At 58.1% G+C, this 11,535-nt stretch carries 11 protein-coding genes; 4 read left to right on the plus strand and 7 right to left on the minus strand.

All coding sequences use genetic code 11. The annotated features are described in order from the left end of the window. Position 1 precedes the first annotated feature (1 nt). Positions 2–1,276 (plus strand): TrbI/VirB10 family protein, encoded by a 1,275-nt coding sequence (locus AB5Y72_RS11795; protein WP_008786881.1) that lies wholly within the window; start codon positions 2–4, stop codon positions 1,274–1,276. Beyond that, positions 1,273–1,515, plus strand: coding sequence for a DUF2274 domain-containing protein (locus tag AB5Y72_RS11800; RefSeq protein WP_008786880.1), 243 nt, complete (start codon positions 1,273–1,275; stop codon positions 1,513–1,515). Before AB5Y72_RS11795 ends, AB5Y72_RS11800 begins: the two co-directional genes overlap by 4 nt. Before the next feature lie 250 nt (positions 1,516–1,765). On the opposite strand, the gene AB5Y72_RS11805 is transcribed toward AB5Y72_RS11800, so the two are convergent. The 7 genes from AB5Y72_RS11805 to AB5Y72_RS11835 form a co-directional block, all read right to left on the minus strand. Beyond that, positions 1,766–3,130, minus strand: coding sequence for a type I restriction endonuclease subunit R (locus AB5Y72_RS11805; RefSeq protein ID WP_368199029.1), 1,365 nt, complete (start codon positions 3,128–3,130; stop codon positions 1,766–1,768). A 74-nt stretch (positions 3,131–3,204) separates the two neighbouring features. Continuing rightward, positions 3,205–4,269: a macro domain-containing protein gene (locus tag AB5Y72_RS11810; RefSeq protein ID WP_103828953.1), complete on the minus strand. Its 1,065-nt coding sequence runs from the start codon at positions 4,267–4,269 to the stop codon at positions 3,205–3,207. Continuing rightward, entirely contained in the window at positions 4,266–4,919 is a 654-nt protein-coding gene (locus AB5Y72_RS11815; protein ID WP_270804969.1) for a DUF4433 domain-containing protein, read from the minus strand. Before AB5Y72_RS11815 ends, AB5Y72_RS11810 begins: the two co-directional genes overlap by 4 nt. 266 nt (positions 4,920–5,185) lie before the next feature. Beyond that, on the minus strand, positions 5,186–6,481 hold the full coding sequence (locus AB5Y72_RS11820; protein WP_368199030.1) for a restriction endonuclease subunit S: 1,296 nt from the start codon (positions 6,479–6,481) through the stop codon (positions 5,186–5,188). Next, a complete protein-coding gene (locus AB5Y72_RS11825; protein WP_368199031.1) occupies positions 6,481–8,928 on the minus strand; it encodes a type I restriction-modification system subunit M in 2,448 nt (815 codons plus the stop codon). Before AB5Y72_RS11825 ends, AB5Y72_RS11820 begins: the two co-directional genes overlap by 1 nt. Before the next feature lie 185 nt (positions 8,929–9,113). Beyond that, on the minus strand, positions 9,114–9,560 hold the full coding sequence (locus AB5Y72_RS11830) for a hypothetical protein (protein ID WP_049636665.1): 447 nt from the start codon (positions 9,558–9,560) through the stop codon (positions 9,114–9,116). 147 nt (positions 9,561–9,707) lie between these two features. Continuing rightward, positions 9,708–9,896 carry a DUF3283 family protein gene (locus AB5Y72_RS11835; protein WP_058394506.1) on the minus strand — a complete coding sequence of 63 codons (189 nt, stop codon included), beginning with the start codon at positions 9,894–9,896 and terminating at the stop codon, positions 9,708–9,710. Positions 9,897–10,011: 115 nt separating this feature from the next. Between AB5Y72_RS11835 and umuD the strand changes: the two genes are divergently transcribed. Next, the gene (gene umuD / locus AB5Y72_RS11840; RefSeq protein ID WP_125117295.1) at positions 10,012–10,455 is read left to right on the plus strand and encodes a translesion error-prone DNA polymerase V autoproteolytic subunit; all 444 of its coding nucleotides are present in this window, start codon (positions 10,012–10,014) and stop codon (positions 10,453–10,455) included. Next, a partial coding sequence (locus AB5Y72_RS11845) for a Y-family DNA polymerase (protein WP_368199032.1) occupies positions 10,436–11,535 on the plus strand: 1,100 nt, incomplete at its 3' end. The genes umuD and AB5Y72_RS11845, both read left to right, overlap by 20 nt.

Consider the following 11,535-nt stretch of genomic DNA (forward strand, 5'->3'; position numbering starts at 1 on the left):
CATGAGCCAGGACGATACCCCCGACCTCGCCACGCGGCAGGCAGGCAAGGTCGCGCCCGAGGCGGTGGCGCTTCGCGCCCAGCCGCGTGCCGTGACCCGGTTGAACCGGCGCACGCTGGCCGTCCTCGTCGGCGGCCTGTCGGTCGCCGTGCTCGGGGCCACGATCTGGTCATTGCAACCGCACCGGCGCGGCGCGGGCGAGCAGACCGAGCTTTACAACGTCGATCGCGTCTCGAAGTCCGAAGGGCTGGACGGCCTGCCGTCCGACTACTCGAAGCTGCCGCCGAAGGTGCCCGAGCTGGGGCCGCCACTGCCGGGCGATCTTGGCCCGGCCATCGTGAACTCGCAGCAGTCCGCCGTGGCCGCTTACGCGGCCCCCGGCCACGATCCCAACGACGCCTTGCGCAAGGAGGCGGAAGCCGCAGCGGCTTCGTCGGTGTTTTTCCGCTCGGGCGGCCAGGGCCAGGCCGCCGCCACGGCCACGGTGGCGCCGCCGGGTGTGCCTGGTGCTGCCAACACGCTCGCGGCCTTCGACCCGCTCGCGGCTGGGCCGGCCTCGGCGGCGCCCCAGCCTGCCGATCCGACAGCTGTGCAAAACCGGCAAGACCAGAAAGAGGCGTTCCTGAAAGGCGGCTCTATGGAAACCCGCAATTCCGGAAACCTGAAAATGCCGGCCTCGCCGTATCAGGTCATGGCCGGAACGGTGATTGCGGGCGCGCTGGTGACGGGCATCAAGTCGGACTTGCCAGGCGACGTGATCGCCACGGTGACGGAGCCGGTCTATGACTCGGCCACGGGCAAGTTCCTGTTGATCCCGCAGGGGTCGCGCATCCTGGGTAAATACAACAGCCAGGTCAGCTACGGGCAGAGCCGCGTGCAGGTGGTGTGGAACCGGGTCATCCTGCCCGATACGTCCTCGCTGACGCTCGACAACCTTGTCGGCACCGATCCAGCCGGCTACGCCGGCCTGGAAGACGACGTGGACTGGCATTGGAATCGCATCGTCGCGGGCGCCGTGCTGACGACGCTGCTGGGCGTAGGCGCCGAGTTGGCCGCGCCAGAGAACCGCCAGGACGGCAACCGCATCGTCATCGCGGGGCGCGACAGCGCCCAGGACAGCATCAATCAGGTGGGTCAGGAGATCACCCGGCGCAACATGGACATCCAGCCGACGCTGACCATTAGGCCGGGCCTGCCGGTTCGCGTCATCGTGAACCGGGATCTGGTGCTGCGGCCGTGCCAGCCGCTGTTCTTCAACCGGGGAGCTTCCCAATGAACACGAAGAAACTGCGGCTAGGGCCGCTGCCCAAGACCGAGAGCGTCAAGCTGACCTTTGCCTGCCCGGCCAGCTTGAAAGCCGACCTCGACCGCTACGCCGCGCTGCACGCGCAGGCGTATGGCGAGGCCGTCGATGCCGAGAAGTTGATCCCGCACATGCTGGAGGCGTTCATGGCGGGGGATCGGGGATTCAGGAAGGGCACCACGACGCGGAGCGTGCCGTCCAAGCCGACGTGATGGCCCTCGAAGCCTGCCCAGCAACATCCATCGAACGCGCAGCCCAAGGCTGCGCGTTCTTCATTCTGGATGCCGCCAAGAGCCGCCTGGGCTATGATGACAAGACAAGCCCGCCGTCCCTCGGCAATCCAGCACGACACAGTGCGATGTGGCTTTCTCTCCCAACGCTCCTATGTGGCTCCTAGCCCACGAAGCCACACCGCGCCAAAGTGGCCGAGAAAAGAGCTAACCTACTGTCCCATATACGGTTTCAAGTCCTGCGTGATTTGCACAAAGGACTTGACACCAGAACTTTTTTGTCCTGCTTCATCAGCGGCGTGCCGGTAAAACCGATAAACAGCGCCTCCGGCAACAGGCTCTTCATAGCCCCATGCAACTTGCCAGACTGGGTGCGGTGACACTCATCGACAAACACAAACAGCTGGCCCTTGGGGCTGAAGTCCGAGGGCAAGCTGCGGCGCATATCGGCAATAAAGTCATCCGAGCTGCCATCATCTTCGTCATCCGACTCGCCTTCTGGCGTGCGACCGAACTTATGCACTAGGGAGCAGATCAGCCAGGGATTATGGGCATGCAAACGGGTCACCAGATCGGCACCGCTCTTGGTGCGCAGGATCTCCTCCTCCACCCCGCTGAATACCTTCTCAATCTGCTCATCGAGTTCAGTGCGGTCGGTGATGATGAGCACCCGGCTGTCGGTCACATTTTCGCGGATCCACTTGGCCAGCCAGACCATGGTCAGGCTCTTGCCGCTGCCTTGGGTGTGCCAGATGATGCCGCCATCCCGGCGGCGGATATAAGCCTTGGCGGCACGGATGCCGAAATACTGGTTATGGCGGCAGGTCTTCTTGGTGCCCGCATCAAACACGATAAAGTCGTGGATCAGCTCCAGAAAGCGCGCCTTACTGCACAACTGCGTCAGATGCTGGTCCAGCAGATTGGCACCCGGCAGATCGACATGGTCGGAATGGATTGGATCGGCTGGCTCTTTCCACTCCAGATAGTATTTCTCGTGGGTTTCGATAGTGCCGTAGCGCACCCCTTGGGTGTCGTTGCCCGCCATCACCAGCTGCATGGTGGTGAAGAAGTTACGGATAAAATCCTTCTTCTGGTTATCCAGGTTCTGGTGGATACCTTCGGAGACAGAGACGGTAGATCGCTTGAGTTCAATGACGCCAAGGGCAATGCCGTTGACATAGAGCACCAGATCCGGCCGTTTCTTATGCTCGCCTTTGACCGTCACCTCTTCGGCAATGGCAAAGTCGTTGGCCTGCGGATTGGCCCAGTCGATCAGCCAGACGGTTTGGTTCTGCTCGCCTGCCCCTACTTTTTCCTTCACGCCATAACGCAGCAGGCGATAGACCTCCTTGTTGGCGTCATAGAGGATGCGCCCTTCGCCCAGGCTTGCCGCCCGATCCAGTTGCCTTAGCACCTTGGGGATAAGCGCCGCGTCCACACCACGCCCCGCCAGCCAGGCGGTCAGCAGTTCCGGCTCGACATTCCGGTTGTTCTCCCGTGTATGCCAATCCCCCAGATAGCGATAGCCCAGCTCCGCTTGAAATAACTTGATGACGCGGTTCTGGGTTGCCCGCTCCCGTTGGCCGACTGAAATCATGCTCTCTATCCCTGTTATTCTCTCAAGCCGCCGCGACAACCGCGCAGCCGCTCTTATTTGTTACACCCACTTCGTTACACCAATCCCTGCTGCAAACGGGTCAAGGCGATCTGCAGACTGCGATCATCAAACAGCCGCGCCTTGCGCTCACCCCACGGGGTTCCCGCTGGCCAGCGATGCAACCCCTCTCGCAGCGCGCTCAGCGTCGGCGCACAGCCCTCTTCGGCTATCAACCAATCGACCGTGGCCAATAACTCCATGCCATAGGGCGACTCAAAACCGTCGATTAACGCGGTCGTCTGCTCCAGTATCGGTAAAAATGCTTTGGCCTCGGTATGGAGATAAACGGCAAGCTCTTGTTTTTTGGCCTCATTAAACCAGATGACATCAAACGGCTTGCTATCCGGGATGCGCTTGTCGGACTGCAGATAACTGCCGTCCATCGCATTGAGCAGATGAGTCAGATTGTTGGCATAAGGGCCATAACGATGGGCCTTAAACTGCAACTGCAGCGGATCCCCCAGCGGGTTACGGCCAATGACCCGAGCCAGAAACCAGGCCAGCTTCTGGATTTCCAGCAAGCTGCACTCCATCCCTAAAAACCAGTAGCGACGTACCAGTTCAGCAATCAGGGCCCGAGCCGGAGTCAGCTCCGCCACCCCGCCGCGCTTGGCCACATTTTGGTATTGGCTACTGGGCTCATAGAGCAGGATATCGATATCCAGATCGCCCAGTGCCGTTTCAATCGCCTGTTTGACCTCTGGCCAAGGCAGACCACCGTTGCCAGCCCCCAGCGGCGGAATGGCAATCGAAGAGACCTGCTGCGCCTGTAACCAGGCCCGCAGATCCTGCAAACCATCCTGGATCCACGCCATCTGTGCCGGATTGCGCCAGTGCTGTTTGGTCGGAAAATTCACGATCCAGCGCGGCCCCAGCAGCTCACCCGTCTGGGTAATAAACATCTTGCCGGTGACGACATCACCCTGTTTGCACGCCTCGGCATAGGCGCGCATATTGGCCGGGAACCGCTCCTTGAACATCAAGGCGATCCCCTTGCCCATGACACCGACGGTGTTGACGGTATTCACCAGCGCTTCCACCGGAGCATCCAGCAGATTGCCTGTTGTATATCGAATCATCTGAAATACCACCCATCACGGACATAGACGGGGCGCGCGACCCCCACCCGATTCATGCATTGTTCCACGCTGTTCTTTATTTCTTCGTTGTAACACACCACGCCCAGCAACGCCTCGATGGGGCAATGTTGATGGATCAAGGCCTCGGCCTGATAGCGTTCCAGCTTGCTCAAATCTTCCGCATCACGCTTGAAATCACGGCGCTGCAACAGTGGCCAGTCAATCCGCCCCAGATCGCCAAGGTCGACATAGAAATTGGCCCACTGGTAATAGGCATGGCTATCGGTAAACACAAACGGTAGCCCCAGTTCAGCCATGCGATGCAGGCTGGAAACCAGGATCAGGATTTCATCATTTTCACGCCGGGGAACACCGCGCCCGGAGTGAATATTGCTGAGCATGGGAGAAAACGGCGTGAAGTAGAAGGGCACATAGTCATTCAACACGCCGTAAGGAGCCAGCGGCACCGGATGGCGCGCGCGCTTGGCAATCAGCTCCGGCAACCCGATATGCACCCAGTGCGGGCTTTGCTGCTGACCATTCCCCGCCCACAGGCCATGGGTCAGGATCCATTCCAGGTTATCCCGATGCACGATCCGGAATATCAGCGCCTTCTGCGGATTCAGGCTCTGGCTATAGTCATAGGCCATGGGTGGCTAGCTCCTGCGATACCCAACGCTTGATAAACACGCCAACGATGACCCCACTCGCTTTTCGTATGCGGGTGGCCGCTGTGCACGCCATCAAGCAACTCACAATAAAAGTATCTCTTTCTTTTCAGATAGATAAACATCTATCGCGCCAATTAACAACCGCCCCAGTCACGCAACAGTCAAGCAAATCCGGCGCTGGGTGGCTCGGTGGCCAGGCTCGCGGCAGAGGCGGTCATCCGGTTGGGCTGCACTTATGCCCCCGTCTATGCCCCCGCCGCCAGCGGCAGGCGAATTTTGCCGGTCAGCAGTTGCTGCATCATGCCTTGCTTCAGGGCACGGGCCTTGTCCAGCTTTTGGGTCAATGCCTGCTGCTCGTTATCCATATCGGATAAAATAGTGGCGATGGCGGTTTGCTCTTCTATTTCAGGAAGAACTACTTTGAACGCGGCTAAAGGAGAACGAACTATCTGAGGCTGACCGGAACCAGTGACACAGACCGTAAGGTCTTGGTGCGAAAGCATGTAATAGGTAAAGTTTTTGTCCAAATTTTTGTTTTTATCAACATCAACAACCATCGCATTACCTGTAATCCAAGATTTAGCTACAGTGTAATTAACTGTTCCGCAGGTTGAACCGCGACATGTCACTATTACTTGAGATGCTTCATGATTATATTTTTCATAAAACCCAATTAATCCATTGGCTCCGTATACCGGATAACCTGATTCTTTTAGTTGACTACCGGAAATTGTCACTGGCTGATATAAACCACAAATATCTCCTAGTGACACAACCTCCCAATCCTCCGGAATATCTCCCAGTTCGCTGGGCTTGTAGCCTTTTGGGGTACCATCTGGGCGCAGGGCGAAGGCGGGCAGACGGGTGCGGCCGGTCAGCAGTTGCTGCATGGTGGCGCTCTTGATAGCCTGCTTCTTGGCGATCAGCTGCTCCAGCGCATCGATCAGCGCATCGCTATCGGAAAGTACAGTAACAATGGCGATTTGTTCTTTTTTAGGTGGAATTATAACAGGGCAACGATTTATTGCTCCTTGATCTATCGTCGTCATAGTTGCGGTTTTTGCTTCCGCAATAAGACTGGCTCTGGCGTGCTTAGAAATGCAATTGAGATAAAGGAATTTGGGATAAATAATATCTTGCTTAGCTCGGACTCGAATCAAGTGGCTATCAAAAACCACACTTTCATAATTCGAAACGTAAACATTGCAATAAGCTATTCCACTTGGAACAACAGACGACCGAGTAAAAAATAAATCCCCTGGTAATGCTCTAAAAACATTTATCTCATTGAGAGTGGCATTAAATAAACCTAAACGTTCGACATTAATTGGCGCCGACGCATACATATCAGCAACATTGATTAGAGGAACACCTACGCCCTTTCTCTTTGGCTCAAAAAACAAACCATTCTGCATTGGGATCGATGAAATAGCTCTTATGTCAGATAATTGCCAATCCTCCGGAATAACCCCCACCTCGGTCTGCTTATAGCCTGCCGGGATCGCCTTGACTGCTGTCTCTTGCATCATCTGCTCTGCCATTATGCCCACTCCAGCCCCATGCTTTTGAGATGCGCGGCCACCTTGGCCTCCAGATCTGCGACCTGCCGGGTCAGTTGCGGCAGGGTGGCGCGGTAGCGCTCCTCCAACTCCTTGACGCGGTTGGCCAGCTGCTGGGTGATGCGCTCAATCTCCGCCTCGATGGCGGCCTGCAAGCTGGCGCGCCACTTATCCTCCACCAGCAGTTGCTTGATCTCACTCTCAGTCAGCTTGGGGTAACGGGCCACCACCGTCCGATCCAGCGCCTCTTGCGCTTCTTTTACCGCCTTTTTAGCCTGGCTTTCGGCTTCGAACCGCTTGATGGCGGTTTTTAGCGCCGATTTTTCATCGGCATCGCTGGCCTGCTTGAGTCGCGCCTTCAGGCTCGCAGCGTTGATCTTGCCTGCGTCGTTGGCGGCGTCACTCAGCAGCCCCTCCTCGCCGCCCTGCTCTTCCAGATAGCTTTCCAAGGCTTGGCTTGCCTCATCCGCGGCGGCCTGCAGGGCGTCGATGTCAGCCTGCTCATCGCTAAAGAAGCGGGCCACCAGCAAGGCTGGCGGCAGCAGCTCGGCCTTGTATTTGCTCTTGCCCAGCACCAGATCCGGCGTCTCTTTAAGCTTTTCGCCCTTGTCGACTTTAAGCTCGCGCAGCACCTTGCCCGCCGCCCAGCCATCCTGGGAGAGCACATAGACATCGTCCTGCATCACGGCGTGCCAGTAGTCCAGCAGCAGTTGGTAGATATCGTAGTTATCGATAAGCGGCAGCGGCGAATAGACGGCGAGCAGCGATTCACTGATCTCCTCGATCAATGCCTTGGGCGATTCACCCGGCTCAATCTCCGCCAGATGGCACTCGGTAAACCAGCGAGAGAAGGGTTCGAGTGAAGCAGAGGCAAAACGGACAAACTCGGGGTGCGCCAGTATGGTGCCCTTGACCTTGGCGGCCTCCACCAGAGCATGGCTATAACCCGCATGGGCCGGAGCAAACAGATCGGCCCGCAGGGTCGGGAACACCTGCCAGTAAGCGCCCAGGGCGTCGATATCGCGATTGGGAATGCCGCCTTTAAGGTGGGCGGCCAGATCGTGCAGATCTTCGGCCTCGCTGGCATCGATATAGCGCGGAATATTCAGGTTGTAGTCGTTGGCGGCGATTTCCAACAGCGGCACGGCGCGGCTGTAACGGGGGATCACCTGCTCACGGGTAAAGGTATCGACAATCTTGTGGATGTCCTGCTCGCGCAGCCGGTTCTTGTTGCCATCTTTGATAAAGCCTTTGCTGGCATCGATCATAAACAGGCTCTGGCTGGTATAACCGTTGGCCTGGATGGCGCGCTGGTGCGCCGTCTCTTTGTCGATGACGATGATGCAGGCCGGAATGCCGGTGCCGTAGAAGAGGTTGGCAGGCAGGCCGATGATGCCCTTGATAAAGCCCTGTTTGAGCAGATTCTCGCGGATGCGCGCCTCGGCATTGCCACGGAACAGCACGCCGTGGGGCAAGATCACCGCCCCCTTGCCACGGCTGTTGAGGCTCTTGATGATGTGCAGCAAGAAGGCGTAATCGCCGTTTTTCTCCGGCGGTACCCCCCAGACAAAGCGGCCAAACTCATCGTGCTCAGCATCCAGGCCGCTGGTCCAGTTCTTGTTGGAAAAGGGCGGGTTGGCGACGGCAAAGTCGAAGCACTTGAGCTGGTTGTTGCCCTCCTTCCACTGGGGCGCGGCCAGGGTATTGCCCTTCCAGATCTTGGCGGTCGGATTGTCGTGCAGGATCATGTTCATGCGCGCCAAGGCGCTGGTGGCGTTATCCATCTCCTGACCGTAGATGGTGAGCCCCTTGGGTCCCGCCTCGTCACTGGCCTTGAGCAGCAAGGAGCCGGAGCCGCAGGTGGGATCGTAGACGGTGGCATCTTGCGGCGTCTGGCGACTGATGCCGATCACCTTGGCCAGAATGCGCGACACCTCGGCCGGGGTATAGAACTGCCCCTTGGACTTGCCCGATTCGGTGGCAAAGTGGCGCATCAGGTATTCGTAGGCATCGCCTAGCAGATCATCGCCCTCGGTGCGGTTGGCGGAGAGATCCAGCCCCTCGAAGATGCCGATCAGCTTGGTCAGGCGGTCGATCATCTCCTTGCCCTTGCCCAGCTTGTCCTCATCGTTGAAGTCGGCGATGTCGATGACGCCTTTGAGATCATTGGCTTCGGCCAGCGCCGAGATGGTGAGGTTGATCGCCTCGCCGATATTCTTGTCGCCCTTGAGCGCCACCATGTCGTCAAAGCTCGCCCCGTGCGGCACCTCAATCATGGCGTAGGGGTTGCCCTTGGCCTTGTCGGAAACGTACTTCACAAACAGCAGGGTCAGCACATAATCCTTGTACTGGGAGGCGTCCATGCCGCCGCGCAGTTCATCGCAACTGGCCCACAGGGAGGAGTAGAGTTCGTTTTTCTTGATAGCCATGGAAAGGGTTCCAATAAGAGTCAGTTTGCGCCAAGGGCGCATGGAAAACGAAAAGAGGCGATTGTTTGCACCCATACGGGTGAGCACGCCAGAGATTGCCAACGAGTTTACCCACTTGACCCCGTGGCAACCATGGTGGATATCACATCAGTGACGGATAGGCAGATCGTTTGCTGCAAAAGCCATCATTTGCCTTCCAGCAAGGCCGGCGGTGTGCTCTCGCCACGGCATTTGAGTTGCCCCAGCGCGTTGGTTCGACAGACGGTGCCATCAGATGCACGCAACTGACCAAGTGCATCTTCACGCCATGTCACCCGTTCACCGGTTTTGGCATTGCTGCCGCGAATATTGCCCAGCGTGTCTTGCCGATAGGTAGTGCCATCGCTCCCCTTAAGATTGCCGAGCGCATCCTTACGCCAGGTCGTTCCGGTTCCCGAGTCTTTGATGTTGCCAAGCGCATCCTCACGTAAGGTGCCCTGCTTACCATCGTCACACTGATAGCGGGTATGGCCCAATGCATCTTTTCGATAGGTGCAGTCGGCTGCAAACACGACTTGCGGCGTTAGGCTCAGCAGCAGTGCGGCCAGCGACCACTGGCGTGTCGCTAACCAAAAGCCGGGTTGGTGACTCATTGCATCTCTCCTCTGACGTGAACTCGATTGACTATACCGGGCCAGCCGCCCAGCTTCGATACTGAGGTTTTTAACATGTCGTGTTTTCAGGCGGATGCGTGATGGCAAGATCGTCCACTGAGGCGCGATCAGTCCAGCTTGAGAGAATTAACCTCGTTGGTATTTACCCACTTGCTCGAGAAAATAGCTGCTCAGCTCACCCTTATGCTGGCTTGCTTCGCTTTCTGCGCTGGCCAAGTAACCGTTGCGCTCCTTCCATACCGCATATGCGGCGGCCTTCTCGACCTCGACCCGTTCTTGCTGCTCTTTCGGTAGGGCACACAGATTGTGACTCATACTGACCTCTTTGTTATTTGTTGGCGCCATGGTACGTCATCAGTGGCATGCGGGACTTGCGCTGGTTCAAAGGTGGTGCGCTATAATGGCTGTATATAAATACAGGTGTTTTGCCATGAAGCTGTTAACCCCAGACCCATCACCCGCCGAGGTGACCATCCCGCTGTTCTTGCACCGCGCCTCTTGTGGCTTTCCCAGCCCAGCCAGCGACTATCTGGAAGGGAAGTTGGACCTCAACACCCACTGCGTGTCGCACCCTGCAGCAACCTTCTATCTGCGTGCCGAGGGGGAGAGCATGACCGGGGTCGGCATCTTTCCCGGTGACTTGCTGGTGGTCGATAAGAGCCTCACCCCTCGCCATGGTGATGTGGTGATTGCACTACTCGATGGCGGCTTCACGGTAAAGACCTTGCAGCTCAAGCCGAGGTTGCGGCTGTTGCCAGCCAATCCGGCGTTCACGCCTATCGACCCTTGTATGAGCCTCTCCCTGGAGTTGTTCGGAGTGGTCACCCATGTGATTGGCAATCTGAGGCAGCGTGATGGCTATAGCGCTCGTTGATGTAAACAACTTCTACGCCAGCTGTGAGCGGTTGTTTCGCCCTGAGGTGCGTGGCCGCCCGATCGTGGTGCTCTCCAACAACGATGGATGCGTGGTGTCGCGCAGCCCCGAAGCCAAGGCGATGGGTATCAAGATGGCCGGGCCCTACTTCAAGATCCGCGAGCAGTTCGAGGCGCATGGCGGTGTGGCATTCAGCTCCAACTACGCGCTCTATGGAGACATGTCTGGCAGGGTGATGAACACGTTGGAGACCATGTCCCCCGAGCTGGAGGTCTACTCCATTGATGAAGCATTCCTGTCACTGTCGGAGTCGTTTGCCGGTGACCTGACAGCCTATGGACAACAGATCCGGCAGCGAGTGTGGCAGTGGACCGGCCTAACGGTAGGGGTCGGGATTGGTCCCACCAAGACCCTCGCCAAGCTGGCCAACTATGCAGCCAAGAAGTGGCCTGCCACGGGCGGCGTCGTGGACTTGCGTGACGAGCTGCGCCGTGCCCGGCTGATGGCTATCACCCCGGTGAACGAGGTGTGGGGCATAGGACGGCGCTTGGGAGCCAAGTTGGTGGCACAAGGCATCAACACCGTTGCTGACCTGGTGGCTAGCGACGCCAAAGGGTTACGCGCCCAATACGGCGTGGTGGTCGAGCGGATCGTACAGGAGCTGCGTGGCCTGCCTTGCGCAGAGCTGACCGTTGAACCGGCGGCGAAGCAGCAGATCCTCTCGAGCCGTTCCTTTGGTGAGCGCGTGACTGACCGTGGAGAAATGGCCCAAGCGTTGTCAGGCTTTATGGCTCGCGCAGCCGAGAAGTTGCGGGCCGAGGGGATGTGTTGCCAACGGGTGCACCTGTTCGTGCGAACCAGCCCCTTTGACGAACGAGCGCCTTACTACAGTGAGCAGGCTGGCGTCCGGCTGGTCTGCCCTAGCGATGATACCCGGTTGCTGCTGCAGCAAGTGAACGTGCTGCTACCGCAGATTTGGCGCGACGGTTACCGCTATCAGAAGGGGGGCGTCATGCTGAGTGAGTTCACCCCCAAGGGGCAGCAACAGGCCGATCTGTTTGCCCCGTCCTCCGCTCAATC

The organism is Aeromonas sp. R7-4 (genome assembly GCF_040908055.1).
GTDB lineage: Bacteria > Pseudomonadota > Gammaproteobacteria > Enterobacterales > Aeromonadaceae > Aeromonas > Aeromonas sanarellii.

Bases quoted from the DNA above. Each gene is read 5' to 3' on its own strand.
- AB5Y72_RS11795 (WP_008786881.1), top strand. From the start codon at position 2: ATGAGCCAGGACGATACCCCCGACCTCGCCACGCGGCAGGCAGGCAAG.
- AB5Y72_RS11800 (WP_008786880.1), top strand. From the start codon at position 1,273: ATGAACACGAAGAAACTGCGGCTAGGGCCGCTGCCCAAGACCGAGAGC.
- AB5Y72_RS11805 (WP_368199029.1), bottom strand. From the start codon at position 3,130: ATGATTTCAGTCGGCCAACGGGAGCGGGCAACCCAGAACCGCGTCATC.
- AB5Y72_RS11810 (WP_103828953.1), bottom strand. From the start codon at position 4,269: ATGATTCGATATACAACAGGCAATCTGCTGGATGCTCCGGTGGAAGCG.
- AB5Y72_RS11815 (WP_270804969.1), bottom strand. From the start codon at position 4,919: ATGGCCTATGACTATAGCCAGAGCCTGAATCCGCAGAAGGCGCTGATA.
- AB5Y72_RS11820 (WP_368199030.1), bottom strand. From the start codon at position 6,481: ATGGCAGAGCAGATGATGCAAGAGACAGCAGTCAAGGCGATCCCGGCA.
- AB5Y72_RS11825 (WP_368199031.1), bottom strand. From the start codon at position 8,928: ATGGCTATCAAGAAAAACGAACTCTACTCCTCCCTGTGGGCCAGTTGC.
- AB5Y72_RS11830 (WP_049636665.1), bottom strand. From the start codon at position 9,560: ATGAGTCACCAACCCGGCTTTTGGTTAGCGACACGCCAGTGGTCGCTG.
- AB5Y72_RS11835 (WP_058394506.1), bottom strand. From the start codon at position 9,896: ATGAGTCACAATCTGTGTGCCCTACCGAAAGAGCAGCAAGAACGGGTC.
- umuD (WP_125117295.1), top strand. From the start codon at position 10,012: ATGAAGCTGTTAACCCCAGACCCATCACCCGCCGAGGTGACCATCCCG.